26 protein-coding genes are annotated in these 25,949 nt (G+C 60.2%); 9 read left to right on the top strand and 17 right to left on the bottom strand.

Translation table 11 applies throughout. The annotated features are described in order from the left end of the window. Nucleotides 1-144: 144 nt before the first annotated feature. A complete protein-coding gene (locus HUU46_17760; GenBank protein ID NUM55498.1) occupies nucleotides 145-1,896 on the bottom strand; it encodes an alpha/beta fold hydrolase in 1,752 nt (583 codons plus the stop codon). Nucleotides 1,897-2,190: 294 nt separating this feature from the next. Between HUU46_17760 and HUU46_17755 the strand changes: the two genes are divergently transcribed. Next, on the top strand, nucleotides 2,191-3,318 hold the full coding sequence (locus tag HUU46_17755; GenBank protein NUM55497.1) for a Fic family protein: 1,128 nt from the start codon (nucleotides 2,191-2,193) through the stop codon (nucleotides 3,316-3,318). Nucleotides 3,319-3,331: 13 nt separating this feature from the next. Further along, entirely contained in the window at nucleotides 3,332-4,393 is a 1,062-nt protein-coding gene (locus HUU46_17750; GenBank protein NUM55496.1) for an exo-alpha-sialidase, read from the top strand. A gap of 149 nt (nucleotides 4,394-4,542) precedes the next feature. On the opposite strand, the gene HUU46_17745 is transcribed toward HUU46_17750, so the two are convergent. Both HUU46_17745 and HUU46_17740 read right to left on the bottom strand, forming a co-directional pair. Continuing rightward, complete coding sequence (locus HUU46_17745) at nucleotides 4,543-4,788, bottom strand: DUF2442 domain-containing protein (GenBank protein ID NUM55495.1); 246 nt, start codon at nucleotides 4,786-4,788, stop codon at nucleotides 4,543-4,545. 232 nt (nucleotides 4,789-5,020) lie between these two features. Then, the gene (locus HUU46_17740; protein ID NUM55494.1) at nucleotides 5,021-6,391 is read right to left on the bottom strand and encodes an FAD-dependent oxidoreductase; all 1,371 of its coding nucleotides are present in this window, start codon (nucleotides 6,389-6,391) and stop codon (nucleotides 5,021-5,023) included. Nucleotides 6,392-6,554: 163 nt separating this feature from the next. On the opposite strand from HUU46_17740, the gene HUU46_17735 reads away from it, so the two are divergent. From HUU46_17735 to HUU46_17715, 5 genes are all read left to right on the top strand, one after another. After that, a complete protein-coding gene (locus HUU46_17735; protein ID NUM55493.1) occupies nucleotides 6,555-6,884 on the top strand; it encodes a DUF433 domain-containing protein in 330 nt (109 codons plus the stop codon). Then, nucleotides 6,885-7,244, top strand: a complete 360-nt coding sequence (locus HUU46_17730) for a DUF5615 family PIN-like protein (GenBank protein NUM55492.1) — start codon at nucleotides 6,885-6,887, stop codon at nucleotides 7,242-7,244. After that, a complete protein-coding gene (locus HUU46_17725; GenBank protein ID NUM55491.1) occupies nucleotides 7,241-8,215 on the top strand; it encodes a cupin domain-containing protein in 975 nt (324 codons plus the stop codon). The genes HUU46_17730 and HUU46_17725 overlap by 4 nt, the downstream gene beginning before the upstream one ends. Before the next feature lie 119 nt (nucleotides 8,216-8,334). Further along, entirely contained in the window at nucleotides 8,335-8,847 is a 513-nt protein-coding gene (locus HUU46_17720) for a methyltransferase domain-containing protein (GenBank protein NUM55490.1), read from the top strand. Beyond that, nucleotides 8,816-9,817 (top strand): glycosyltransferase family 2 protein, encoded by a 1,002-nt coding sequence (locus HUU46_17715; GenBank protein NUM55489.1) that lies wholly within the window; start codon nucleotides 8,816-8,818, stop codon nucleotides 9,815-9,817. Before HUU46_17720 ends, HUU46_17715 begins: the two co-directional genes overlap by 32 nt. A gap of 171 nt (nucleotides 9,818-9,988) precedes the next feature. Here the strand turns inward: HUU46_17715 and HUU46_17710 are convergent, their stop codons facing one another. Both HUU46_17710 and HUU46_17705 read right to left on the bottom strand, forming a co-directional pair. Next, on the bottom strand, nucleotides 9,989-10,579 hold the full coding sequence (locus tag HUU46_17710) for a peroxiredoxin (GenBank protein NUM55488.1): 591 nt from the start codon (nucleotides 10,577-10,579) through the stop codon (nucleotides 9,989-9,991). 158 nt (nucleotides 10,580-10,737) lie between these two features. Beyond that, a complete protein-coding gene (locus HUU46_17705) occupies nucleotides 10,738-11,586 on the bottom strand; it encodes a TIGR02757 family protein (protein ID NUM55487.1) in 849 nt (282 codons plus the stop codon). Between the two features lie 146 nt (nucleotides 11,587-11,732). On the opposite strand from HUU46_17705, the gene HUU46_17700 reads away from it, so the two are divergent. Beyond that, nucleotides 11,733-12,593 (top strand): SDR family oxidoreductase, encoded by an 861-nt coding sequence (locus HUU46_17700; protein NUM55486.1) that lies wholly within the window; start codon nucleotides 11,733-11,735, stop codon nucleotides 12,591-12,593. Nucleotides 12,594-12,618: 25 nt separating this feature from the next. Here the strand turns inward: HUU46_17700 and HUU46_17695 are convergent, their stop codons facing one another. The 7 genes from HUU46_17695 to HUU46_17665 form a co-directional block, all read right to left on the bottom strand. Continuing rightward, nucleotides 12,619-14,343, bottom strand: a complete 1,725-nt coding sequence (locus HUU46_17695; GenBank protein NUM55485.1) for a metallophosphoesterase family protein — start codon at nucleotides 14,341-14,343, stop codon at nucleotides 12,619-12,621. Between the two features lie 50 nt (nucleotides 14,344-14,393). Then, complete coding sequence (locus tag HUU46_17690) at nucleotides 14,394-14,759, bottom strand: MerR family transcriptional regulator (protein ID NUM55484.1); 366 nt, start codon at nucleotides 14,757-14,759, stop codon at nucleotides 14,394-14,396. A gap of 237 nt (nucleotides 14,760-14,996) precedes the next feature. Beyond that, the gene (locus HUU46_17685) at nucleotides 14,997-15,947 is read right to left on the bottom strand and encodes an HD domain-containing protein (GenBank protein ID NUM55483.1); all 951 of its coding nucleotides are present in this window, start codon (nucleotides 15,945-15,947) and stop codon (nucleotides 14,997-14,999) included. Nucleotides 15,948-16,129: 182 nt separating this feature from the next. Then, a complete protein-coding gene (locus HUU46_17680) occupies nucleotides 16,130-17,053 on the bottom strand; it encodes a carboxypeptidase-like regulatory domain-containing protein (GenBank protein NUM55482.1) in 924 nt (307 codons plus the stop codon). Nucleotides 17,054-17,285: 232 nt separating this feature from the next. Beyond that, entirely contained in the window at nucleotides 17,286-19,757 is a 2,472-nt protein-coding gene (locus HUU46_17675) for a CehA/McbA family metallohydrolase (GenBank protein NUM55481.1), read from the bottom strand. 101 nt (nucleotides 19,758-19,858) lie between these two features. Further along, the gene (locus HUU46_17670; GenBank protein ID NUM55480.1) at nucleotides 19,859-20,413 is read right to left on the bottom strand and encodes a GrpB family protein; all 555 of its coding nucleotides are present in this window, start codon (nucleotides 20,411-20,413) and stop codon (nucleotides 19,859-19,861) included. Beyond that, nucleotides 20,410-20,874, bottom strand: a complete 465-nt coding sequence (locus tag HUU46_17665; GenBank protein ID NUM55479.1) for an SRPBCC family protein — start codon at nucleotides 20,872-20,874, stop codon at nucleotides 20,410-20,412. Before HUU46_17665 ends, HUU46_17670 begins: the two co-directional genes overlap by 4 nt. A gap of 100 nt (nucleotides 20,875-20,974) precedes the next feature. Between HUU46_17665 and HUU46_17660 the strand changes: the two genes are divergently transcribed. Beyond that, nucleotides 20,975-21,364, top strand: a complete 390-nt coding sequence (locus tag HUU46_17660; GenBank protein ID NUM55478.1) for a hypothetical protein — start codon at nucleotides 20,975-20,977, stop codon at nucleotides 21,362-21,364. A gap of 147 nt (nucleotides 21,365-21,511) precedes the next feature. On the opposite strand, the gene recF is transcribed toward HUU46_17660, so the two are convergent. The 5 genes from recF to HUU46_17635 form a co-directional block, all read right to left on the bottom strand. After that, nucleotides 21,512-22,585, bottom strand: a complete 1,074-nt coding sequence (recF, locus tag HUU46_17655) for a DNA replication/repair protein RecF (protein NUM55477.1) — start codon at nucleotides 22,583-22,585, stop codon at nucleotides 21,512-21,514. Between the two features lie 231 nt (nucleotides 22,586-22,816). Then, nucleotides 22,817-23,668, bottom strand: a complete 852-nt coding sequence (locus HUU46_17650; protein NUM55476.1) for an HDOD domain-containing protein — start codon at nucleotides 23,666-23,668, stop codon at nucleotides 22,817-22,819. Continuing rightward, the gene (locus HUU46_17645; protein ID NUM55475.1) at nucleotides 23,665-23,922 is read right to left on the bottom strand and encodes a hypothetical protein; all 258 of its coding nucleotides are present in this window, start codon (nucleotides 23,920-23,922) and stop codon (nucleotides 23,665-23,667) included. The genes HUU46_17650 and HUU46_17645 overlap by 4 nt, the downstream gene beginning before the upstream one ends. Nucleotides 23,923-24,060: 138 nt before the next feature. Next, complete coding sequence (locus tag HUU46_17640; protein NUM55474.1) at nucleotides 24,061-24,444, bottom strand: exosortase system-associated protein, TIGR04073 family; 384 nt, start codon at nucleotides 24,442-24,444, stop codon at nucleotides 24,061-24,063. Nucleotides 24,445-24,655: 211 nt separating this feature from the next. Beyond that, nucleotides 24,656-25,801: a Gfo/Idh/MocA family oxidoreductase gene (locus tag HUU46_17635; GenBank protein ID NUM55473.1), complete on the bottom strand. Its 1,146-nt coding sequence runs from the start codon at nucleotides 25,799-25,801 to the stop codon at nucleotides 24,656-24,658. Nucleotides 25,802-25,949: the final 148 nt, after the last annotated feature.

Genomic DNA, 25,949 nt, shown 5'->3' with positions numbered 1-25,949 from the left:
CGGGCGCGGGGTCGCGCAATTCACCGCTGAAATGTTAGTTGACGAGGATAGCAAGCCCGCCGAATGGTGTCAACGAATGGCCCGCAAATGCCGCGTTGAGATCGCACGTTTCGCGCGGTTGTCAGCAATGATCCCGGCCGGCCGTTACTCGGACACCGGCGTCGACTCCAAGTGCTCCTCGAGTATCCGACGCACCTCCAATATGGCGAGCGGATGGTAGTGCGCCGAGTGCCCCGAATCCACCACTTTCTCCGAGGCCGCGCCATCGAGGTGCGAACTCCAATATGGGACAACTCCGTCGCTGCTGTGCTCGATGTCTTTGCCATGAAAGTTGCCGATGATCGAATGGTACGACACCGCGGGATCGATCGAAATCTGCCGTGTCGCGCGGATGAACCGGTTTTGGGGCGAGAGGTTCTTCACGCTCGTAAAGTCGCGCTTGGTAATTTTGTCGCCCGGCGTATCGAGATCGAGCGTCATCACGTCGAACGTGGTGGATATCAAGAATTTCGGTACCGCGACAAGACGCGAAATGAGCGATGCAACCGCAAGGTCGCTGAGGTTGCTGCCGCCGTGGGGCGTCGCGATGAACACAACGCGCTTCACGTACGGCCGCGGCGTGAAAAAGAACACGTTGGCAAGCATCGACTTCTCCGATTCGGAAATCCTGAGTTCGTCGAACGGCTTCCTGCTGAACGCGCTCCATACGGCGTCGCCGCTGTCTTGCACCATCAGTTTCGACAGCAGGCCGCCCATGCTGTGACCAATCAACACCATCTGGTTGAACGCCGCGCTGGTCCCCGCCGGATCGTACTGCGCGCGCGCGTCGTCGAGCGCCTTGCGAAACCGGCTCGCCGAGTAGATGAAGGGGTACCCGGTGGGATACTGGTAGAACCAGAACTGGTACTTTTCCCGGATCGCGGGGTCGCCGCGCAGATCGTTCAGCATCTCCGCCCAAGTCAGCGGACTCGACACCAAGCCATGCACCAATACCACCGGTATCTTGTCGGAATCGTACGGATCGATCATGTACAACCCGGTGCGGTCGTCGGCACGCTCCGCGCGCAGAAACCCGAGAAACGCATCGGTCCGCAGGTCGGGATCGGAAAGCACGTATCCCAGAGGCGTCGTCATATCGGATTCGAGTCGCGCGTGTGTCCCGTCGATCTCGACGTCGTCGATGTGCAGCGGGTCGAACAGATCGAGCGAGGCTTCGAGGGTTTGGTCATAGTCCACGCAGGCGAGCCGGTTGAACCGCAGTACGGCCGTCGCCGGATAACTTGCGCGCGGCGGCTGGTTCGGATCGTCGGGATCCGTACGCGCAACGGCAATCAGCGGAATGCCCAATCCGTAGGTGCGGTACTGGTTGTTGATGCCTTCAACCTCGTAATCCGCCGCGAGGATCAGCTCAGCGAAATCCGAGTAGCCTTCCGGGAACCCGTGCATCGCCACCCGCATCCGTAATGCGCCGTCCCACGTCTGAACAAGGATCGCTCCGTCAGCCTCTTCGGCAGGCGGGTTCGCTTCCATCAGCCGGAGCGCGCGCGCGAGCGAGTGGTTGTACAACTCGCACCCCAGGCGAAAACGGGGATCGTAGATGTTCGGACGCTCCCCGAGATTGGAATCGAACAGAAACGCGTACGCGAAGCGCGCCGAGGAAATGAAGTATCCAATCGCCTCGGTGGGCGACTTGGCCTCGTGGTCCCGCGCAACCAGGTAGCTTAATTCCGCCATGCTGAATAGCAGGTATCGATCGGGCCCCTCACAGGCCCGCTCCCGCAAATCACGCATGGTCTGGTCCGGGTTGGCCTTGAACACTTCGGTAAGATTATACAGGCGAAGCACTTGCGCCGTATGCGAACTCATCGCGTCCGCAGTGATCGCATTGCTCTGCATCTTGCGGAACACCGCGTCCGGCTGCACTTGCTTCAATGTAACTGGGGTTAGGCAACCTGTGCACAGTACCGCAGTCAGGAGGAATCCGCACGGTCTTGTCTTTTTCTCATGAAGGAGGCGTAACATATTGCTACAAAATAATATATATCAATTATAGACCGCAGTTAGATATACCGAGTTCTTGGGCATATCGACGCGATATGCCTAAAATATCAAAAATATTGTGTATATTCGGACACCGTGTTACTGTGTGTACAAGGGAAACGAAACATCGCCATTGGTAACGCGCAAACCGTGACCACATTCAACCCGGACAAACCATTCGATAACCTGCCTCTCCTGCCTCCTGCGGCGGATATTGAGACAAAGAGCATTCTCAAAAAAACGACGGCTGCCGCGCGGGCCCTCAGCGAACTTAAATCTGTCAGCGCCAGCATTCCGAACCCGTTGCTCTTGGTGGGGTCGATTCCGCTGCTTGAAGCCAAGGTCAGTTCGGAAATTGAGAACATCGTCACTACATCGGACGACCTCTTCCAGTTCGCAGCAGACGAACACGCCGACGCCCTTCCCGCGACGAAGGAAGCCTATCGCTACAGCGTTGCCCTGAAGGGCGGATTTGCCGCGCTCAACGCCCGCCCACTCTCGGTTGCAACCGCCACGCTGATCTGTCAAACACTTCGCGGGGCGGAAATTCAGGTCCGCAAGATGCCGGGCACCATCATAGCCGACCCATCAACGCGGAAGGCAATATACACGCCCCCTTCCGATCCCGAACGGCTAAAGGCGTTGCTGCGAAACTGGGAGCAATACGTGAATGAACCGGGCGGCGCCGATCACTTGATCAAGATGGCGGTTATGCACTACCAGTTCGAGGCGATTCATCCGTTTACCGATGGAAATGGCCGCACGGGACGAATTCTAAACATCCTTTACCTTGTTCAACACGGCCTGCTCGCCCTTCCTGTGCTCTATCTCAGCCGGTACATCCTGGAAAACCGCCAAGCCTATTACCGCCACATTCGTGCCGTCACCGAACGCGGTGCATGGGAACCGTGGATACTTTATATGTTGGACGCTATCGAGGTGACCGCGACGTGGACGTCGCGCCGTATCCTTGCGGTTCAGGAACTGCTGGACCATACCCGCGAACATCTTAAAGCGATACTCCCGGGCATCTACACGCACGAATTACTGGAACTCATGTTCAGCCAACCGTATATTCGAATCGGCAACCTCATCGATTCCGGGATCGCGGCACGCGACACCGCCTCTTCGTACCTGCGGAAACTTGCTGCTGCGGGTGTACTGGCGGAACGTAAGAAGGGGCGGACCAAACTGTTCCAGCATACGAAGCTTCTCAATTTGCTCCTGGCTCGCGAACATACATTTGAAAAGTACTCACAGCACCAGAGTAAACAATAGGGGGCGCTATCGAATGAATATCCTGTCATATACCGTATCCGCGGCTATTGTTGTCGCGCTTGCGGCAAATTTGTCGGCGGCTGCTCAAGACACTCCACCACTCGTCGCGGACAAGGAATTCGTCTATGTCTGCCGCGACGCAGGGGCCGGTGCGTACGAAGCGTTTCCCGACGTGTGCCGCCTCAAGGACGGCCGCCTCATGGCGATCTTCTACGCCGGCTACGGTCACGTGTCGTTGCCAAACGACGCCCTGCCGAAGGGAGGGCGCGCGTCGGCATGCTACTCGTCCGACGAAGGCCGCACGTGGAGCGCCGCGGAAACCGTCGTCGATACCGAGGACGATGACCGCGATCCCTCCGTCGTGCAACTGAGCGACGGACGCATCCTCTGCAGTTTCTTTTCGCTGCGCAAAAAGGCCGACGGCGGATATCGCGGACTCGGATCGTACATCGTCGAATCCGCGGACGCGGGCAAGACGTGGTCCGCGCCGCGTCTCGTCAGCACCTACTATTGCAGCGCGCCGATCCGCGAGCTCTCGAATGGAAATCTGATTCTCGGACTCTACCTCGAAGACAGCGGCGACGCATGGGGTGCTGTGACGATCTCCACCGACAAAGGCCAAACCTGGTCACACCCCTATGACATTCCCAACGGCGGACTGCGGCTCGACGCCGAAACCGACATCATCGAATTGAAAGACGGTGCTCTCTACGCGGCGCAGCGAACCGAAAAGGAGAGCATGCGCTTTTCAAAATCCACCGACGGCGGAAAGACGTGGAGCGTGTCCGTACCGATGGGATTCCCCGGCCACTGCCCATACTTGCACCGAACGCCGGACGGCATCGTGCTCATCGCACACCGCATCCCAAACACCAGCCTGCACTACTCGCTCGACGACTGCGCCACCTGGAGCCAGAACGTGTCCGTCGATTCCGTCGGCGGCGCCTACCCCAGCATGGTCACGCTCAATGACGGATCAATACTCATCGTCTACTACGAAGAAGGCGAAGGTTCCTCCATCCGCGCACGCAAGTTCAAAGCATCGGCGAATGGAATCGAATGGCTGACGTGGTGAGAGGATGGAACGGATCGTGTGAAGGAGCGATATAGCGATTGAACGTCCGACGAGCTTCGACCGGAGCATGACCCGTCCAAGCTCCTTCGGAAAAGCGTGTAGGGCAGGTGTGCAAGACGCTATTAGTAGTGTCTTCGACAGCGTGCGATTCATTCATGCACTCGGTTTTTCAGCCGCTCATACAGAAACTCGGGCGCAAAGTCCACACCGTTTGGCCATGCAAGCGTATTGCCATCGATTAAGAACTGCCGGAAAAAGCGCACGTCACGCAATGGCTCGAACACCGTTCCGTCAAGGGCGTCCAAGAGGTCAATTTCACCTTCCGATCCGTCATCGAATCGAACCCAGACGGTATAACCTCTGATATGCCTTGCGTCCATTACGTGCGGAAACATGTCGCTACTCCATTGGACTCCTGACTCCCGATCTCCTCTTCCGTTTGAGATTTCAAATCTGAGACTTGAGATTCCAGTTCCAAAAGCAGCGCCGAATGCACCGTCAAAGACAAATGGTATGAACCATTAGTGGTTCCCGTCAATCGATTTTGTTGACGATTGTAGCGCCCGGTCTCCGTGCCGGGCGGTATTCCACGTGACTGGGACCGCCAAATTCAAATGACGCAGACCACTAGAAAACTTCCAACATTTCGCCGATTCGCGCGAACTTCTCCCGCGGCTTTCCCTTAGCCTGGCCGCGTTCGATTTCGGCGGCGTCGATTCGTTTCCAGTCGGCATAGGAAACGGAGCGAATACCGCGTTGGCCGAGGAGTCCTCGCAATGCCCCGGTGTCGGGAATCGCACACGGCGCAAGCGTTGCGGAATCAGCGATCAATGACGCGACGGTTTCCTGGCTGTCGGGCTTATTCGTGCCGATGACGCCGCTGGGCCCGCGCTTAATCCATCCCGCAACGTACAATCCGGAGACGGCCGACGCGCCGTCGAGTACGCGGCCCGCCGCGTTCGGAATCAGTCCCCGCGCAGCGTCGAACGGAACGCCCGGCACCGGAACGCCGCGATAGCCCACGCTACGAAACACCAGCCCGCATGCCAATTCCTCGAACGTACCCGTGCCCGCCGCGCGCGTTTGGAACGGCTTGCCTTCGAGCCGGTTGTGCTCGAGCCGAATCGATTCGACCCGCGCCGCGCCAACGAGTTCGACGGGACTTTTCAAGAAGTGCATCACGTAACGCCGCTTCTTGCCCGCCGTGGTGCGCTCGGCGATTGCCCGAAGTTCGGCCATGTTTTTCCGCGCCGTGTGGTTTTCGGTGTCGTCCAATTCCGCCTGGCTCGCGGCGTCGACGGCTAGATCCTCATGGCGCACGATCACATCGCACTCCGCCAACTCGCCAATCTCGCGCAACTCCGGCGTCGTGAATTTCGCCTGTGCCGGGCCGCGCCTTCCGATGAGATGAATTTCGCGCACCTTGCTCTCCGCGAGCGCGTCGAGCGCATACTCGGCAATGTCGGTGTGGCGCAGTTCGTCCGCTGTCTTCGCCAGAATTCGGCTCACGTCCATCGCGACGTTGCCCTGGCCAATTACGACGGCCACCTCCCGCGACAGATCGAACTCGCGATCGCGGTAATCCGGATGGCCGTTGTACCAGCCCACAAACTCTGTCGCCGTGTGACTGCCCGGCAGGTCCTCGCCGGGAACGCCGAGACGGTTATCTGTCTCCGCGCCGCACGCAAACAGAATCGCGTCGTAGAACTGCCGCAGTTCCTCGACCGAGATGTCCCGTCCCACAGTCACGTTGCCAAAAAATGTGAAGCCGTCGTGCGCTGCAATCTTGTCGTATATTTTCGTGACGCTCTTGATCTTTGGATGGTCCGGCGCGACGCCGCCGCGCACCAGTCCGAAAGGAGTCGGCAGTCGGTCGAACATGTCGACGTGTATCGAGAGGTCCGACTTAAAGAGCGCTTCCGTGGAATAAAACCCGCTAGGCCCACTCCCCACAATCGCCACGCGCAGCGGCCGTTCCGCGCTGCCCAAGGTGCTCATCGACTCTCCCACGCGACCGCGCGCGGCACGCGCGACCCATCGCTCCCTCGACCCGTTTCCCCCCGGAAAATCCAAACGATACGGACGGATGAAGGGCAAGTCAAGGTATTGCGTACAGCAGAAGCAATGTGACACCATGGAAGCCTGTTAAGGCAGAAATCCAATGAATGCGCTTGAGAAGATACGGGAATTGTTGCCGAGGATGTCCGAGGCGGAGAAGGCACATCTCTTACGCGTTGTGGTCGGCGAGACCGGCAATCGTGTGCCCGGTATAGAGACGATACCCGACGTGTGCGGGGGAAGCCCCTGTGTCGTACGCACACGAATCCCGGTTTGGCTTCTCGAGAAATGGCGTAGGCTTGGCAAGAGCGATGCGGAGTTGTTGGGGATGTACCCGTCCCTCCGCAGCGACGACCTTCACAACGCGTGGGCGTATGTCGCAACGCACGCTGCCGACATCGATCGCCAAATTCGCGGGCAAGAGGACGACTGATTGGCGAGGCTGTTCGCGGACGAAAACTTACCGATTCTCGTCGTCACCGCCCTTCGCCTGCTTGGTCACGATATTCGAACTGCACACGAATCAGTAAGCGCAATCGCAGGGTGTTCTGACCGCGCGATTCTTAATCACGCATCGACGGACGCGCCTGCGGTCGTAACGCTCGATCGAAGGCATTTCATTCGGCTGCATGCGGAATCGGGTCTGCATTTCGGAATTATCGTGTGTTCATCGGACACCGATTTCGAGTCGCTTGCCGCGCGCATCAACGATGCTATTTCATTGGTCGAAGATTTGCGTGGCCAGTTGCTACGCATTAACAGACCACAAAGGTTAGAAGAAGAAACGCGATGAGCATGGCGACACCATTATCGAACGTTCGTGAAGTCGACCTCACCAATGCGACGTGGTACCAGGGCTCACGTTACAGCTATCCCCTGCGCGGGGAGCATACGAACGACACGCTCGCAATTGTGGACATCTGCAAACGGAAAGGCACCGAACCTCCCCCGCATGTGCACCATCGCGAACACGAAGTCTTCGTGCTCCTGGATGCAGACGTTGAATTTCAGGCCTCCGCCGACCGCTTCACAGGCCGGCCCGGCGCCGTCGCATTCCTGCCCAGCGGTATTCCGCACCGCTTCGCTGTTCAACAGCCGTGGGGCCAGTTTCTCGTCATCGTCACGCCTGCGGGGTTCGATCGGTATTTGGCGCCATTCAGCGAACGCGCCACTCATCTCGACGAACCGCCCCTGCCTTCGGGTCCGCCGGATATTCCAGCCCTTCTCGCTCGCGGCGCTGAATTCGGCATCGAGTTTGTTCCACCGAACGCCGACCTCGCGTCGTTTCCGTGCAATCAGCCGGACGGTCTAAGGCCCATTGTTCGCCAGGACGACGAAGGCGAATTACTCGATATCCTCGGCGTTCCCGTCCGCGTGAAACTGACCTCCGACGAGTCAGGCGGCGCGATGTCGATCTTCGTCACCAACGACCCGCCGCGCATGGGTCCGCCGCTGCACGTGCACCACAAGGAAGATGAAACTTTTTATGTCATAGAAGGCGACTACCGCGCGCGCGTCGGTGGCGAGGAGTTGGCATTGAAGCAGGGACAAATTGCGTTTATTCCACGCGGCGTCCCGCATACGTACGGCAATGCCGGGACGACGCCCGGCAAGCTGTTGGTCATCACAACGCCCGGCGGGTTCGAGCACTTCTTCCGCGGCATCGACTCCCTCTGCCGCGCGGGTAAACCGTCGCTGGATGCGCTCATCGCCGTCGGCGGGAAACACGGCATCGATTTTGTCGGCCCGCCGATCTTCGCGTAGGCGCCGTGCGCATCGCCGAGATCATTCGCCGCGCCGTCCGTCATCCCGATGAGATTATTCCCGGAATCGTTTGTCTCTATACACGCCGTCACGTGAAGCGCGTCGAGCGCGACGGCGAAGTGTTTCACGAATACGGCGGCGAGCTGTATCCCGACTACCTCACCCACGGTAACGCGGCGGCGAATGTTCTCGGCATTGCGCAAGAATATTGCGCCGGCGCCGGCATCGATATCGGCGCGAACCAATGGCCGTTCCCCGGCGCAACACCCATCGACGATTCGGCCGCCGAGAACGCCCATTCTCTCGACCGGTTTCCTGACGCAAGCCTCGATTACGTGTTCAGTTCCCACTGCCTCGAACACCTTGCACAGTGGCAGGACGCGCTCCGGCTCTGGATTCGCAAACTGAGGCCGGGCGGTATACTGTTTCTGTATCTGCCGCACGAATCCTGCGCGCTGTGGCGGCCCGGGGCGCCGTGGGTCGGCGGCGCGCACAAATGGTCCCCCACGTGGCAGGTGCTCGTTCCGTTCCTGCAATCGTGCGATATGGACATCGTCGACTATAACGACGGCCGCGACCGCTATTGGAGTTTTCACATCGTTGGCAAGCGCAAAAGCGAAACGGCCCCGTAAGCGGGCCGAGAAACGAACGCGCAAACGCGCGACCAAACCCGATCCGAAGCTCATTTCGGTCGTGGTCCCCGCGTACAACGAGGAGCCCAATCTCCGGTACATCTACGAACTGCTCCACGAAGTGTTCGACGTTGCGGACGATTCCGCTGAGTTCATCTTCGTGGATGACGGCAGCTCCGACAACTCGCGCTTCGTCTTGTCACAACTCCACGCGCACGATCCGCGCGTGAAGGCAATCTTTCTCTCGCGCAACTTTGGCCAGTCCGCCGCGCTTACCGCGGGCATCGACGCGGCAAAGGGAGACGCGATCATCGTGATGGACGCCGACGGCCAGGACCCGCCGGAACTCGTGCCCGCGTTGATCGCAAAGTGGAAGGAAGGATACGACGTAGTCGGCGGACGACGCATCTCGCGCCGCGGCGAACCTATCCTCAAACGCGCGCTCGCGTACCTTTGGTATCGCGTGATGCGCTTGCTCGTCGGCTGGGACCTGCCCATGGACACCGGCGAATTCCGCATTATCGATCGTGCCGTTGCGGACGTGTTTCGCGCGTGCCCGCAACGCCACCGCCTCGTCCGCACGCTCACGTCGTGGCCCGGTTTTCGGCAAACCACCGTGGATTACGAACACGGCGCGCGTCACGCCGGCAAGACGAAATACACCTACCGCAGCAGTCTGCGCCTGGCCGTCACCAGCATTACCGGCTTTTCCCTCGCGCCATTGCGGATTGCGCTTCCACTTGGCGCATTCGTATCTGTCTGCTCGCTGATCGCGTGCTTATGGATTGGATTCTCGGGCGCGCGCAACGGAGTAAGTCTTGGCGCACTCGCCATCGCCGGACTCTGGCTGCTCGGCGGCCTTCAGTGCATCCTCATCGGCATCCTCGGCGAGTATGTCGGCCGCACGTACATCGAAATCCAGCGCCGCCCGCTCTATGTTGTCCGTGACGCGATTGGAATAGACACGTAACGATTGCCGGACACGCTTGGCGCACAGCGCCGCACCGCGAGAATCGAACACGGCCACGCCCCCTCCTCCAGAAGCGTGGCCGCGGCGACATGCGAGGTATGTTCAAAATCGCTGTAATCTCAGAGATTGAATTCCATATCGGGAATTTCAGACCTTGAATTCGCGATTCCGCTAATTCTGCTTCGCAAGATACTCCGCGACGCCCGCGGCCGTCGGCTTCATCGCAGCCTGTCCCTCTTTCCAATTCGCGGGGCACACCTCGCCGTGCGTTTCGTGATACTGCAGGGCGTCAAGCATGCGCAGCGCCTCGTCAATATTGCGGCCCAGCGGCAAGTCGTTGATTACCGCGTGCCGCACCACGCCCGCCTTGTCGATCAGGAACAACCCGCGCAATGCGACCGCATTATTGAACAATACGCCGTACTGTTCCGCGATCTGTTTCGTCAGGTCCGCAACAAGCGGAAACCGCACGTTCCCGATGCCGCCTTTATCGAGCGGTGTGTTCTTCCACGCGAGGTGCGTGAACTGCGAATCCACCGAAATACCGATCACCTCGCAATTCCGCCTCTTGAACTCGTCCAGCTTCCGATCGAAAGCGATGATCTCCGACGGGCACACGAACGTAAAATCGAGCGGATAGAAAAACACCACCGCGTACTTGTTACCACGCAGTTCCGACAGCGTCTTTTCCGCGATCGTATTGTCTGCCAACACAGTCTGCGCCTTGAACTCCGGCGCGGGTTTCGTTACCAACATCGACATACTTCCACTCCTTCCTGCGGGACCTTCGGCCAACGCTATTCGGCCGCCCGCATTTACTCGAATTCTCGCCGGTGCGGCACACCGGTCCCTTTTCAGGCTTGGTACAGGGTCGCGCTTCGGCACATCCCCCCGGATGCCACCCCCATGCAGCAGGGCGTTTACCGAAGCAAATGCCCGCTGCATTCGGCCAAGAAAGGCTCTGCATTAGTATCCTTCCGGATACCCAGCCGTGTCAAGGCGAAGTCATACCGGACCGGGTCCTCCGGCGCGATGACCCGAAACGCCGCGGTGATCTCGCGCGATGTGCGCAGGTCCGCCGCGTTGCGCGCGGTAAGCCCGAGCCGCATCGCGATCCGGTGCATGTGCGTATCGACCGGCACCAACAACTTCGACGCAGCGACGCCGCCCCAACATCCAAGATCGACAGCGTCACTTCGGACCATCCAGCGCAGATACAAGTGCAGCCGCTTACACGCGCTTCCGCGCGCGGGGTTCGGCAGCAAATAGTTCTCGCGCCCGTCGCTCCTCAAGAGTGCGACAAACGATTCGAGGCCGTTCGAAATGTCGTCGTCATCCACCGGCATACACGCCGCGAACGCGACGCCCAGCGAACCGAATCGCTCCCGTAGGAGCTTCGCACCGACTAACATGTCGCTCAGTTCCGTGCCGGTCGAGTAACGGTGACGGAACCCTTCAAACGCAGACCGTATGGTGCGCTCCGTCGCGCGATCGAGCCACGCTGCAGGCCGCTTCATCGTCGTTAGCACGAGATCGATGCTCGCCAAAATCTGTTTCACGTTTCCAAACGCAAGGCTCGACGCGATCAGTCCCGCTACCTCGCAATCGCCCGGATCGTCGAACACGCGCACGGCCTCGAGCGGGTCCGGCGAAACAAACTCCGCGCGGTTCCACGTCCCGTACAGCCGATCCAGGTGCGGCTTCAACGCATGCATGCGTTGTGCCAGCGCTGCGTTGTGTACCGCGCAGTCCGATTGCCTGTCGATCATCTCGCTGCTCTCATTCCGTGCAACGCGCTGCAAATCCAGTTCCCATTTGTCCCATTGGTCCCATGACTTCCATTGCTCCCAATCTTCAGACTACCCTTTCGCCCACCTGCTACAATGCACCAACTAAACCCGCAAAGGACTCTATCATGCCTCTCGAAAATCGTGGCGCCGTACTCGTCACCGGCGCATCCACCGGCATTGGCGCGGCCTGCGCGCTCCATCTCGACACGCTCGGCTTCCGCGTCTTTGCCGGAGTCCGCAAGGAAGCCGACGCCGACGCGCTGAAGGCGAAGGCGTCCGATCGCTTTTCGACCGTTCTCCTTGATGTGACGGACGCCGTTGCCATCGATACCGCCAAAGTCGTCATCGCCGAAGCAGTCGGCGATGCGGGCCTCGCCGGACTCGTAAACAACGCGGGAATCAGCGTCAACGCGCCGCTCGAGTTTGTGCCGCTCGATCTATTGCGCAAACAGTTTGAGGTCAATGTCACCGGCCAGATCGCCGTCACGCAAGCCTTCATGGACATGCTGCGCTCCGCGCGCGGACGCATCGTCATCATTGGGTCTACCAGCGGCAGGCTCTCCATACCCATGGGCGGCCCCTACTGCGCATCCAAATTCGCGATGGAAGCCCTCGCCGACTCATTACGCATGGAATTGCGCCCCTGGCGCATCGAGGTCGCCCTCGTCCAACCCGGCGCCATTGACACGCCCATCTGGGAAAAATCGATGAGCGCCGCCAATGATTTATTAGCCTCCCTCCCGGCGCGCATGATGCAACTCTACGGCCCGCTTGTCGACCGAGTGAAAGAGGGCGCGAAAAACTCTGCCAAAGGCGCCGTCCCCGCGCAACACGTCGCTCACGTCGTCGCCCAGGCCCTCACCGCAACGAAACCCAAGACCCGCTACCTCGTCGGCAAAGACGCCCGCATCCAAATGCTCCTCACCCACCTGCCCGATCGCTGGCGCGACGCGCTGATACTGAGGATGATCGACAAGGCAATTTAAGTAGGTGTCGCGATAGGCGAGCCGATTACTTCTTGATGGTCAATGTGTCCGTCACATTTCCCTTCGCGTCGATTGTCTTAAAGTCGAGCTCCCTTCCGCGAATATCGAACGTGCTGTAATGCCCCGGCGCCGAGACGAGGTAGACAGTTCCATCGTTTGGGGAATCGACCTCCTTGCCTCCGTAAATTGGCTTGTGCCGTTCGTAATTGTGCGTGTGCCCCGTCAGCATGAAATCGAGATGATACTTGTCGAACACGCGCGCCCAGATCGATTCCTGCTTGTCGTAATAGCCTGCGTACTCCGGATCTGTCGAGTACATTGGAAAATGGTAGATGCCAAACTTCCACGTCGCGTCGGTTGCGGCGAGTTCTTGCTCGAGCCACGCGCCAATCGTTTCAACCGAAAGCCCGATGGGAATCACCAGAAACAGAGCGTTCGCGTAGCGAATCGCGCACGCGCGTTCCGCCGGAAGCCCTTCGAAATTTGGCGAGGGCAACGCAAACTGCTTCAGAAACGTACCGGGGCCGAGGCCGTCCTGATCGTCGTGATTTCCAATTGACGGAATAACAGGTATCCGCGCGATGGGTTCGCCGAGATACGCGAACAGTTTGTCCCAGCAGTCGCGGTGAAGGCCGTAATCGACGAGGTCGCCTGAAATAGTGACAAGCGACGGCCGTGACTCGCGCGCGTACGCCGCCGCGAGCAGTTTCCCCGCGACTTCCCGGTTGTGCGTGTCCGTCAAATGGACAAATGAGAATGCGTCCCCGCTTGCCGGCGCGGTCGTAAATTCGTATTCCTCGCTCCACACGTTCCGCTCGGACTCTCCCACCTTGTACGCGTACGTCGTGCCGGGCTTCAGATTCCGCATCACCGCGGTGTGCCGGTGCGACGTGCGATCGTTCGTCAGCATGCGGTCGTCGATCGGTTCAAGCGAAGCCCGTACGTCGATCGCCCGCACGTTCGGCGCGGCTTTTTCCCGATACCGCACTGTGCCGTTCGCCACGGACGTATTGGTCCGCCACAAGACCGCCTGCGTCGTCTTCGGGTTCTCGCTCCATGTCAACGTGATTTGATCCGGGTTGTCCGACGAGGGAAACGGCGTCTCCCGAAACCCTCCGAACAGGTGGCATTCGCGCGCTCGCCCGCGATACGTTGTCAGCAGCACGTGACCGCGCAGCGCATCCGGCACCTCGGTCAGCACAAGTTCCGTCCAATCTGTGTATGTCGTCGCGCCCGCGTCCATCCTGCCGATAGGCGGATCGGCGGGCAAAACGTTCGATACCCTCACCTCCGCCCCGGGAGTTTGCGATCCGACGCACACGAAATAGCAGAAGCGGTGCCCATCGAATCCGTTAATCCCTAGCGCGACGCGCCCAGCCTCGAACCTCTTCTGCCACACTTCGTAGTCGCACGACTCGTTCCTCACGACCAAATCTGTCTTCGTGAACCCCGCTTCCGCCAGCCACGACGGCGCGGTCTGCTGCTTCACGTGGCGCATCACCGACACGACTGCCGGAACGTTTACGTCGAACTGCCAATACGCCGTCGCAAGCGCATCGCGAATATCCGGCGTAAGGTACGGCTCGACCTGCTCCGGTGTCAGGCTGCGTAATTGGTCCAGCGACTTCTCCGCGTACAGGCGCGTCACAATCGCGTCCATTGCAGCGTCCAGACGCTCGTCCGCGCGCGGGACGAACGAAAACACCAGAAACAAGACCGCGGCCGGTCGAATGCGCGAACGATTGAACATAACTCAACTTCCCGATAGGTTACTCATTGGACATTTCCACGTTGGCCAGACTATTTTTCGTCGCGGCGCAGCAGATCGTCGGTTTTGTCCATGCGATCAATCAAATCGCGGATATCGTTCTCGATCGCGTCGACGAGATCGAGCAACTCCTTCTTCGTACGCGGCCGCCCCTCGATGTGCAATTCCTGCGTCAACCGAATGCGCGCGCCTTCCGACGACAACTTCTCCGTCTTCAGCAACTGCTTGATGCGCCGCGCGATCTCGATGTCGTCATGGAGATAGTAGCGCCGCTTTACCCGATCGCGCTTCGGCTTGAGTTGCTTGAACTGCCCCTCCCAAACGCGCAGGGTGCGGACGGTAACCCCGAGCATCTCGCTCACTTCGCCAATGCTGTATCTGCGTTCGGGATTTTGCATCCCACATCGCCTATTCTCTGTTCACGAAATTTGACTCGTAATCGTAATCGTCTTCGCAATCGTAATCGAATTCCTGCCGTGGGCACACTCGATTGCAGACCGTCACGAACGGGATTGCCGGTCCGGTCGAGGCGAACTATCGATGGGGCGGACCAAACGAACGACCCGTAACGCGGCCGTATACCGTGGACTGCAAGTACCGGCGCGCGGCCGCGTACACTTCGCCAGGTCTTTCGCCTACAAACGTTCTTTCGTCCACACCTGACGATTGATCATCTGAACGTACTCGGACCAAATCTGACCCTTGTCCCGAGTTTCATCCATAATCCGCATAAACGCGTCTGCCTGCGCGTCGAGATTGTCGATGTGGTACAACACGAGCGCTTCGAGCGTCTTCGGTACGACGGGCGATCCGTTCACCAGTTCCCCGTGGTGAGACCACACGCAATGCAGCACCTGAAGGCGCAGCATCTCCGGAAACCCCGGCAGCGCGTCGATACGCCGCTGCACCATGTCCGCCCCGATTGCAAGATGTCCGAGCAGTTTTCCGGACGTCGTGTAGTCGATGTAGAGATCGTGCGTCATTTCGTCGATCTTCCCGACATCGTGTACGAGCACGCCGGTCAACAGCACGTCGCGATCGATGCGCGGGATGATGCCGCTCACGGCGCCTGCAAGTTGCGCGAGTTCGTAGCAGTGCTGCAGCAACCCGCCTGGAAACGCGTGGTGCCATTTCTTCCCTGCGGCGGCCGACGAAAAGCGCGCCATGAACGCCGCGTCGTCCAAAAACGAAAACACCAGTTTCCGCAACCATTCGTTGTCGATGGTGTCCATGATGTCGCGGAATTTGGTCGACAATTCCTCGGTGTTGCCGGGTTTGTAGACCAAGTCCTCGAGGTTGTATTCCTCCTGCCGCAGCGGAAGCACCTGATCCACCCGCACCTGCAACCGGTCCTGATAGCTCGTGACCGTGCCGCGCACGTTGACGACGTCGCCCAACTCGAAGTTTCGCGCAACAGCGACCGCGTTCGTCCAGAGGATGCCGCCGATCTCACCCGTCCGGTCCTTGAACACCATCCCGAGGAACTTGCCGCCCTTCTGCTGCTCACGCAGGTCCTTGCGGGTTGCGATGAAATAGTCGTTAACCGTGTCGCCTTCCTGCAACGACTCGACATACTGCCGCTTCATACGATAATTCCGATCAAAATTGCACTTCCTTGCTAAGACACGTTGGCGCGCCGAGGTTGGAACGTCATTCGTATCGGCTGCGCCGCCGACAGTCATAACGCGTTCCGTTGTTCATGAATGATGTGACGTAGGGTATCGGCTGCGCGACGACGTATGCAAGCCGCGCGCGGCGAACTCGCCCGCTACAGTTCGGCATCCTCCGCGGGACCGGATGGCGCCTCATTTATCTCCGGCACATCGTCCGGTGCGGGCTTCGTCTTCGGCGCGTCGCCCGGTGCAGCGTCGTCGGTCGCTGGCTTTGCAAGGTCCGGCGGCGGTGTCAACGTCTCAACGACGCGAAAACAAAAAATGCGCGGTTCTTCCGCGGTTAGATCGCCGTCCAGCGCGCCCCATTGCACGGCGTATGCGCCGAGCCCCAACTCGCCGGCGTAACTGATGCGAAGCAGTTGCGCCTGCCCAACGTCGACGACCGAAACGTCGATTGGCACCTCGCCGGACCGCACCCACGCTTTCAACCCTTCCTTGCCGGAGATGCCGTCAGGCCGCTTCACCTCCGCCTCTTCGAGCCGGTTCATCTTGATGCCGTACCGCGGAATCGTGAATCCGCGATACACCACGATGAACGGACTGCGGTCGAGCGTCTCGTACGGTTGCCGGTGCGTGCCGAACACAGTGCTCTCGTCGGCCACGCGGCGCAACTCGACCGGTTTGTCGGGCGCCGCGCGCTCGTACTTCGTATAGCGCTCGTCACTGAGGTATACGCCCGGCCCTTCCGGCAACGAAATGAGACTGATCGGCGTCGCCGTGACCGGGCGTGCATCCAATACATCGCGTATCAGTAGATCGCCGGTCGTGTAACCGGTCTTGAAAAACTTGATGTGAAATTCCCTTTTCGGCACGAACCGCACGGCATACTCGCCGCGCCCGTTCGTCAACGCCTCGTACGGCGTGTCCACGGTCAACACCGAAACCCCCGGGAGCGCCTCGCCGCGCGAGTCATATACCTTGCCTTGAATGACGGCGCTGTCGCACCCAACAAGCAACAGGACAGCGGCAACGAGGGCAACACTTTGGGCCCATTTGCGACAGAACGGCGTGGAATGCATCTTGAATTCCGGAACCACGACTCTGGATTGAATACAACCGCACCTCTCGCGCCAGGCGCTGCGCATCCCAACGAGCAGATGAATGCGCTTTGGAGGCGCCAAGGCGCTATGCCGAACGGCGCTATTCGTCTCGCCGCCCGTTACAGGGTCTCCGCTTTTCAATCCGAAATCCAAAATCAAAAATCCAAAATTGTCCGCCAACCAATTCATACCCTACCACAACGTACCGGTTTCACTTGTTGTGGTGATCGTGCGCGTGGGTGTGGTGATGGCCATGGCCGCGCCGGTGCATTTCGTTGTGGAGTTTCCGGTGCGCGGCGGTGAGGATCATGCGCATGCGCTTGTACGTGGCCGTCTCCACACGCGTGCCGATGGTGTCGAGATACGCGAGCGCGCCCTCGATTTGATCGAGCATCGTCTCGGCGTCGACCGCGGAGAAAAATTCCGTACCCGCGACCTCGACCATCACCGGCGATGTGTGCGCGGCGACGATCTCCGGTTTGTCGGGATAATGCCCGCGCACGAGCAGCGCGATCCATGAGCACCGATCGACCTTCACACGCCACGCGCCGCGCGCCTGCCGCGGATTAACGGCCTTGCTCTCGCGAATCTCGCCGTTCACGACGAGGTCTACGCGCGACATCGGCGCCGTCACGCTCGCCGCATTCCACTCGACATCGACGGCGCCGCCGTTGCGCTTCATCTTGATTCGCGCGCCGGCGGGTTTGCCCTCGACGCTAAACTCGATTAACGGACCGTACGTCACGAACGTGTTACCCGCGCGTATTGCCTCCATCCAGTTCGCGTACGTGAACCCACGGTTGCGCGGGATGCGCGCGTACGTGCGGATTGCGCCGACCGGCGTCAGCGCGGTCATCTTGTCCGTTCCGCCCACCGCGGGGATGAAATATCCACAATTCAGATAGCGATACCAGTCCGACAACGAATAGGGATCGATACCGCCGTAGAGGTTGCCCCACGACGTCATCTCGACGGCGTCGATCTCACCACTGATCAAGTTCGCTGCGTTCTCGAGACGCGGGTTCGGAAAGTGCGGCATGATTACAAGGCCGCCCTGTTTCTTGCACTGCCGCGCCCATTCCGACATCAACACACTCACCGGATCGCCCAACGCCGATTCGTCCGGCCCGCCCACGCACAGCGGCACGATCATGTTGCCCGTGTATCCCAGCAGCGAAATGTGCCCCAGCACGTGCTGCCGGTTCTCCGTGCCCACGCGCACGAGGTACTCGCCATCGCCGCCGGCTTCCCTTGATCCCCACGTCATCCTGCCGTCGAAGTCGCCGACGTTTGTCATCAACTCGCCCCACTGGCTCGCAAGTAGATTGACGACGTTGACACCTTCCGCCTCGCCTTCGAGCAATGCCGTTGTCGGCGAGAGGAAGTGTACGTGCGTGTCCGCCGTCACCCACCCGCGCTCGCGCCAGTCGAGCACTTTGTCGATTGCGAGTGTGATGGTGTTTGTTGACGGAGCGACCGTGAACACCATGCGTACGGGCGCAATCTCGAACCCCTTGCTCACCTCGACGTACACCCGGCCCAAGGGCAGATCGATCGCCGTCTCGCCCGAGATATACGCGCACCGGTGCAGGTTCTGGTTCACGAAGTCCGCGCTGTAGTCTTCGATCCATCCCGTATTCGGATTGCGATGGCGATCGATCGGCGCAAGATATTCCCCCGCCTCGCCGTGCACGTGCAGCTTCACCGGCACCGGCCTCTTACTGGCGCGCTCGACAACGCGCAACGTCACGCGCTTCGTCGCCGGCACGATCGGCGTCAACAATGTCGGCACTCTTCCCGCGGCCGCCGCTTGCACGGGCACGGTCTTGCCGAGCACATGGAAATGCGCGTCGGGATGCGCCGTGTACTCGACAAGAACGTCTCGTTCCGAAATCGCGGGCACTTGATTGTCGTACGATTTCGCCCATGAATCGTTCGGATAGATAAACCGTGGTTGCGCGGAGATTACCTGTCCGAGGTCGATCTGTACTTGTCCATACAGTCCATGGGCGTCCATCTTCGGGTCAAACGTGACGCCCTTGGGCAATCGAAGCACACACTTCTTGCGCGCCTCCCAGCGCAGCGGATTCGATGAAACCACCCCAGCCGAAATCCCGGACAGGATCACGTTGAATCCGCACGGTTCGACCGTCAGCCCCACGACCTCCTTCTCCGGGTGCGGGTTCTCCCACGCCCAGAGATAGTTCGCCCACAGCGGAAAATCCGGCTGCTGTACACGCGTCGTGCTGACGCCGTAGAACGATCCGCGGTCGCCGCGCGGCGCGTCGTACGCTTGCTCGCTTACCAACGGAATCGAACACGGCTTGCGGTGCACGACGCACTCTGTGCAATTTTCCCCCCACGACATGCGCTGCACCATCCCGATTTGCCGCCGACGCCGAATCGCGTGCCGCGCCTCCGACCCGTCTGCGTAGCGCAACACGTACGTCGCAACGTGCTCGCCCAGCCGCCCATTCCCGCGCATCGGCGAGATGAACCCGTGCGCGTTCCAGTCGAGCGGCTCGACGTCGCTCGTGTGCATGAATACAAGCCAACGCGCCTTGAACGGATCGAGCGCGACGCGAACCGGATTGTCCCTCGCATGAATCGGCCGCGACACATGAAAGGGGACGCCCCAGCACACGCAGGCGCCGCGCGGGGCATGCGGAACGGCATTTGCCATTGTTTCCGATATGCCACGCGTTTGGAGCGAACGTAGTACAGCGTTTCCCCGCAATCGCAATGGCCGGAACTGTGGTGAAATGGGGCCGTCTGAAAACGGCGTCATGATTCCCACCGCGTCACGGATGCACGTTCCTCTCTCGCGCGCTCGATTACATCGGCGATGAACCCGGCTTTTCCATCGGAGTATCCAACGATGTCGTCCCTGAACTCTTCGGCCAGCGCATCCTTCAGGCGTGCGTAGGCGCCGGCGACATCCGGGTGCGCCATCAAGTAGTCCCGGAAATCCAAATGCGATCCGACCGCTTCGTGTCCCCGCTGAAACGTGTGGACGTGCTGCTTGCGAACACCGTTTTCGTACTTCACAAAAAAACGACGGCCCGCGATGCCGAATTCGCCCCGCGGCTCGTAGCCAAGCGCGATCATGCGATCGTCGAACCCGTCCACGCGCTCAATGTCGCGCACTTCGATCAGGACATCGATGATCGGCTTTGCGCGCATACCTGCGATCGCGGTGCTGCCGACATGATGCGTGGCAAACAGTTCATCGCCGAATACGCCCGAAAGCGCCGAGGCGATAGTGCGGTACTCGTCCGCCCAAGATGCGTCGAAGGGTACGATTACGATTTCCCGAAGCAACTCGAATGGTTTGGTCATTTTTCGGACAGCAATTCCCGCATGCGTTCAAGGTAGTCTCTCACCCCGTCGCGTATCTGTTTCGACACGATCGGACCAATGAGCGCCCGCAATAAAAACGCGACCTCCATGTCCAGTTCCATTCGCTCGGTATACTCAATCTTGGTCTTCTTCTTCCCCGAAGGCGTAAAGATTGCCTTGCCCTTCGAGACCATGTTGCCCTTGCCGTTTGACACCCATTTCAGCGTGGACTCGTTGTCGAACTCCCAGTGGCACGTGTGCTCGCCGTTGAACGTCACCCCCAGTTCCGTCTTCGGATTCAGCGTGAGCTTTAGCGTACCCGGTTTGGCCAGCTTCTTCGCCGATTTCACGTCGCCGTAACACTGCGCAATATTGTCGAGATTACTGAAGTGCGCCTTCGCTTCCGCGATAGGGACATCTACGGTAAACGTTTCGGAATACTCGCCGCCGTATCGCGCCATACCCCGTGCCCTCCCATTCGCATGCCCGCGCCGAGAATACCATAGAATAATCTCGGGGCGGCAAAACGCATGCTATACTGGGTGGAAGGAGGGCCGTATTATGACAACCTCTCCAAGAACGGTCCGCTGGACCTCGCTAGGCCTATTCTTACTCCTCACGTTGCCACTCTTGACAATCCTGTCGCTTGGCGTGAAATGGCTTGCGCTGCTCTGGTTCGTTGACACGACCGTCCGCGCAATACCCCTGTATCTCGCGATCTGCTTCGACGGGTGGTTCTACGACGGCGGCGAACTCTCTCCGGCGATGATTCCCGTGTGGGTCGGCCTGACCGGGCTGTTACTATGGCCCCTGTTGGCGCTCGGCATTCGGCCTGCCGCGTGGGCCTCGCACCGGTGGCGGCGCACCATCGTCTCGTATGCCGTCGTCGCCGTGTTGTGTACAGTTCCGGCGGCATGGTGGATGTTCACGCACACTGGCTACTTGTTCTGAGTCTGCGCCCTACAGCGCTTTGAGATCGGATGCCCCGCCAGTCTCGCGCTCGTGCATCGTCATCGCACTCGCACACGATACTCGAAAGAATCGAGTGCGATGACCAGCACAAGCTCAAGCGCGCGCGACCGACAACTGGGAAACACCCTACCCGTCCCGCAGTTCACCCTTCTCCACGGTGAACACCCGCGGCCGGCGCGACTCGAGTTCCCGGCCCAGCCCAAACTCCGTCGTCGTAATGAAGCACTGGACCTCAGCAGGGATAGTCGACAACACTTCACGCGACCGGTTCGCGTCCAACTCGGCGAACACGTCGTCCAACAGCAGGATCGGATACTCGCCCGTGCGTTCGCGCATCAATTCGAGTTCCGCGAGCTTCACCGCAAGCCCCGCCGTCTTCTGTTGACCCTGCGACGCGAACTGCCGCGCCGCCTTCTCGTCCACGACAAACTCGAGGTCGTCGCGGTGCGGCCCGCGCGTGGTCACCCCCTGCCGCACATCGGACTTTCGCGACGCCACGATCGCGTCGAGTAGCGGCACGTCTTCCTTCACGTCGGGACGATATGTCACACTCATTTCTTCGCCGTCCGCTAGTGCGCGGTACGCGCTCTTCGCCAGCGGCGCAAGCTGGTCGATGAACCGCCGCCGCTCGCGTACGATCACGGAACCGTGCTCGGCCAACTGCGCGTCCCATGGCTCGAGCAACGACGGGTCCGAATTCGGCAGCCGAAGGAGTTCGTTCCGCTGCCGCATCGCGTGGCGGTAGCGCTGCAGCGCGTGCAGGTAGCTCGCGTGCAATTGCGACAGCTCCATGTCCAGAAACGTGCGCCGGTTCGACGCCGATCCGCGCACAAGGTCCGAGTCCTCCGGCGAGAAGATTACGACGTTTATCGTGCCGAGCAGATCGCTCACGCGCGTCTGGTTGACGCCGTTCACCCTGATTCGCTTCGCCCCGTGCGACCACGCAATCTCCGTCGACACCTCGCGCGCCGCACGCTGCACCCGCGCCCCCACCCGGAACACCGGTTCGCCCCGCTGAACCAGATCGGACTCCGCGCTCGTGCGGTGACTCTTGCTCGTCGCCGCGTACAGCATCGCTTCAAGGATGGACGTCTTCCCCTGCGCGTTGTCTCCCCGAATGACATTTACTTCCGGCCCCGGCGCGAAGCGCAGTCCATGCAGGCATCGGAAGTGGTCGCAGGTAAGTTCAATCAGGCGCATGCTTCGCGTAGATGCGCGGCCGGGCGCCGCCTACCCCGCATTTCTCACCGCCCCACGACGCCGCAGTGGATGCAAAATCCTTCGGTGCGGTGAGAAATGCTCACGAGTAAGACCTTGAGCGCATGGCGAGAGGACCTTTCACGCGAACGGCCAGTATAGACGGGAAGCTATGGAACTTCATGTGACGCAACGGATGGTACACGTTTTCGCTGTTCGCGTGAAAGGCCCGGGCTACGACGCCAACCGCATCAGTTCGTCGACGAACCCGAGCGACGCAAAGAACCGATCCAGAATGATCGGCACCGTCCGGCTGTTGATTCCCGCGGCGGCCCAGTGATCCGCGTCGATGTGCAGCACCGCGCGCGCCCCCGCGGGCACACCCGCCACCCCGCAGATGTAGTCCGCCACGCCCAACGCGGCCGCCAGCTTGCGATGGGCGGGCTCCTCGCACCGGCTCAAATCGTGGTGGCCGGCAATGGCCCCCGCAAGCTGCGGCGAAAGGCCCCACTTCTCAATCAGCCTGCTCCCGAGTTCCGCATGATCGACGCCAATCACCGCGCGCTCCGCCTCGTACACCGGCAGCTTGCGCGCGTGACTCATCAGGGTCGCGCTTTCCGCCTGCTTCGGCAGAAACTCGAAGATGAGGATTTTCCCAACGTCGTGCAACAACCCGTATACGAACGCCTCGTCCGGATCGATCATACCCCGGCACGCGGAGTGTTCAATCAGCGACCGCATCGCGATGCCCGTCGTCACACTATGGTGAAGCAGCTCGCTCGAACCGCGCTGAAATGTCTCGAACACTGCCGCCGTGTACGCCAGGTTGCGGATGACCTTGATGCCGAGCATCGTCACCGCGTGATCGACCGTGTCCACCCGCTGACCGACGCCGTAGTACGCCGAATTCACCAGCCGCAACGTCTTCAGCGCAAGGGCCGGATCCGTCTGAATCACATGGGCTACGTCGGAGAGATTAGAGGCGGGATCGTTGATAAGTTCCGTCACCCGCGAAACCGTCGTCGGCAGACTCGGCAACGTGACGACCTCGTCCAGCAGCTTCTCGATCGTATAGTTGCCGCTCACGGCAATTGCACCTTGGGCAGACCGGACGCGCCAAAAGCCCGTTCCTGCATGCACAGGATTTCCGCAACCGCCGCCGGATTCAACCGGTCCAGGTATTCTCCGACAGAGCGGGTCTCCACGCCCGCGGGGCCGGCAATTACAATGACCGCGCCCTTGGGATTCTCGCGCGGGCCTACGATAACGACCTTTCCGCGCTGCCCCGTCGTAAACTCTACGGACGACACGACCGCAGCGCCCTGCTTCGTCCAGTCCATACGTTCCCCCCAAGTACTACACGTCCGCGCAAATGGTACACCAACCGCCGGCGCGCGTCTATTCGCGGATACGGACGCGCCCCAAAAAAGAAGGCACCAAGCGGCGAACGCTTGGTGCACTTCAGAAATCGATCGCTGTTAGAAAATGTAAGCGGGTTCGAGGACCGCCTCGAAATTCACTTCGGGATCCGTCACAGGGAACGTGAACATCTCGAACACGCCCGTGCTCGTACGAAGGACGGCGCGCGTCGTGCCCAGCACCGGCACCACGCCGACAAGGTAACCCAGCGGCTTGCCTTCCTTCAGTTTCTTATCGAACGTGACCGGAATTTCCGCCCAGCCCAACAACACGTTCGACAACCCACGGCCCAGCTTGGTCAGCCGCTTCTCGAAACCCGTTGGCGGCACAATCATCTGGTCGGGGTCATAACTTTCCGCAATCGCGACATACGTCGGCGCAAGCACGCCGAGGATCACCGCCACTGCCAGGACTTTCACCCAAGATTTGCTGGCCTTTCGCACGAGGAACCCCTCCCTCACCTGGTCGAAAAATCGAGCCCAAATTGCGTCTTTCTCTTATTCGGAGTCTAACACAGCCCCAAGGGGTTGTCAATGTTTTACCCCGGCCAACCGCGCCGAAAGCCACCCGGCGCGGCGTACTGCGAAAAATGAGCGATGTGTCCGCTGCCTCCGTATCCATCCTTATTCCCTGACGCTTCGATGGACAGGCTATCTACGTCGCTGGCACGTCAACCCACTTCCGCTCTTTCCATGACTGCAACCCAAGCTCTGCCAACTGTACACCCTTGGCGCCTTCTTTAAGGTCCCAGCGGAAGGGGGTATCGAACGCGATATGTCTGAGGAACAGCTCCCACTGGGCCTTGAAGGCATTGTCATAGGCAATGCCCGTGGGCATCAATTCCCACCCGGCCCGGTAGTCGATGGGCGAATCGATGTCGGGGTTCCAGACGGGGCGCGGCGTGGTGGCGTCGTGTTGGACCCAGCATTGGCGCAGGCCCGCGACAGCGGAACCGTGGGTGCCGTCCACATGAATCGTGAGGAGATCGTCGCGGCGGACCCTTGTGCACCAGCTCGAATTGAACTGGCAGATGACGCCGCGGTCGGTGGTGAAGGTCGCATACGCGGCGTCGTCGGTATCGCAATCGTAAGGCTTGCCCTGTTCGTCCCAGCGCCGTTTGACGTGCGTCGCCCCGAGCGCGGAGACGGCCGTTACGTTGCCGAAAAGGTTGTCGATGACATAGCGCCAGTGGCAGAACATGTCGAGGATAATGCCACCGCCTTCCTTGGCGCGGTAGTTCCACGACGGGCGCTGCAGCGGTTGGTGCTCGCCGGGGAACACCCAGTACCCGAAGTCACCGCGGACGTTAAGTATCTCGCCAAAAAAATTCGTGTCTATAAGGTATTGCAGCTTGCGCAGGCCGGGCAGCCAGAGTTTGTCCTGGACGACCCCGTGTTTGACACCCGCTTTGACCGCGCGGCTGTACAGGTCGAAACCATCCGCGGACGTGGTGGCGACGGGCTTTTCGCAGTACACGTGTTTGCCGTGCGCAATCGCAGTCTTGACGTCCTCGTAACGGCGGAGCGTCGTCTGCGCATCGAAATAGACGGGGTACCGGTCGTCTTTCCAGAGTTCGGCGAGGTCCGTCGTGTATGCCAAGCCGCCGTGCGCCTCAGCGAGTCCGGACAGTTTGGCTTCGTTACGTCCAACGAGGACGGGTTCGGGCATGACGGTCACCCCGCCGGGCCCGGCGACGCCGCCTTGCGCACGAATCGCCAGGATCGACCGTACCAGATGCTGGTTGGTGCCCATGCGTCCCGTGACGCCGTTCATGATGATGCCGATGCGTTGGGTGGTCATTCGGGGTCCCTTCGGTTGCAGATATCGACAGTGCATCTTAGTAAATCCGGCAGCGGATGCGAAAGCGTTGGAAGACCAATGCCGCGGGAGCAATGGCAGACATGCGCCGAACCGGTGTTCGCGGTGAGCATAGCCCGAGTGACGGGTA

It is taken from the genome of Candidatus Hydrogenedentota bacterium (assembly GCA_013359265.1).
In the GTDB taxonomy this organism is placed as follows: domain Bacteria; phylum Hydrogenedentota; class Hydrogenedentia; order Hydrogenedentales; family SLHB01; genus JABWCD01.
This window is presented reverse-complemented; position numbering and strand designations above follow the sequence as displayed.

Bases quoted from the DNA above. Each gene is read 5' to 3' on its own strand.
- HUU46_17760 (NUM55498.1), bottom strand. From the start codon at position 1,896: ATGCAGAGCAATGCGATCACTGCGGACGCGATGAGTTCGCATACGGCG.
- HUU46_17750 (NUM55496.1), top strand. From the start codon at position 3,332: ATGAATATCCTGTCATATACCGTATCCGCGGCTATTGTTGTCGCGCTT.
- HUU46_17745 (NUM55495.1), bottom strand. From the start codon at position 4,788: ATGTTTCCGCACGTAATGGACGCAAGGCATATCAGAGGTTATACCGTC.
- HUU46_17740 (NUM55494.1), bottom strand. From the start codon at position 6,391: ATGAGCACCTTGGGCAGCGCGGAACGGCCGCTGCGCGTGGCGATTGTG.
- HUU46_17735 (NUM55493.1), top strand. From the start codon at position 6,555: ATGAATGCGCTTGAGAAGATACGGGAATTGTTGCCGAGGATGTCCGAG.
- HUU46_17725 (NUM55491.1), top strand. From the start codon at position 7,241: ATGAGCATGGCGACACCATTATCGAACGTTCGTGAAGTCGACCTCACC.
- HUU46_17710 (NUM55488.1), bottom strand. From the start codon at position 10,579: ATGTCGATGTTGGTAACGAAACCCGCGCCGGAGTTCAAGGCGCAGACT.
- HUU46_17705 (NUM55487.1), bottom strand. From the start codon at position 11,586: ATGATCGACAGGCAATCGGACTGCGCGGTACACAACGCAGCGCTGGCA.
- HUU46_17700 (NUM55486.1), top strand. From the start codon at position 11,733: ATGCCTCTCGAAAATCGTGGCGCCGTACTCGTCACCGGCGCATCCACC.
- HUU46_17695 (NUM55485.1), bottom strand. From the start codon at position 14,343: ATGTTCAATCGTTCGCGCATTCGACCGGCCGCGGTCTTGTTTCTGGTG.
- HUU46_17690 (NUM55484.1), bottom strand. From the start codon at position 14,759: ATGCAAAATCCCGAACGCAGATACAGCATTGGCGAAGTGAGCGAGATG.
- HUU46_17685 (NUM55483.1), bottom strand. From the start codon at position 15,947: ATGAAGCGGCAGTATGTCGAGTCGTTGCAGGAAGGCGACACGGTTAAC.
- HUU46_17680 (NUM55482.1), bottom strand. From the start codon at position 17,053: ATGCATTCCACGCCGTTCTGTCGCAAATGGGCCCAAAGTGTTGCCCTC.
- HUU46_17675 (NUM55481.1), bottom strand. From the start codon at position 19,757: ATGGCAAATGCCGTTCCGCATGCCCCGCGCGGCGCCTGCGTGTGCTGG.
- HUU46_17670 (NUM55480.1), bottom strand. From the start codon at position 20,413: ATGACCAAACCATTCGAGTTGCTTCGGGAAATCGTAATCGTACCCTTC.
- HUU46_17665 (NUM55479.1), bottom strand. From the start codon at position 20,874: ATGGCGCGATACGGCGGCGAGTATTCCGAAACGTTTACCGTAGATGTC.
- HUU46_17660 (NUM55478.1), top strand. From the start codon at position 20,975: ATGACAACCTCTCCAAGAACGGTCCGCTGGACCTCGCTAGGCCTATTC.
- recF (NUM55477.1), bottom strand. From the start codon at position 22,585: ATGCGCCTGATTGAACTTACCTGCGACCACTTCCGATGCCTGCATGGA.
- HUU46_17645 (NUM55475.1), bottom strand. From the start codon at position 23,922: ATGGACTGGACGAAGCAGGGCGCTGCGGTCGTGTCGTCCGTAGAGTTT.
- HUU46_17635 (NUM55473.1), bottom strand. From the start codon at position 25,801: ATGACCACCCAACGCATCGGCATCATCATGAACGGCGTCACGGGACGC.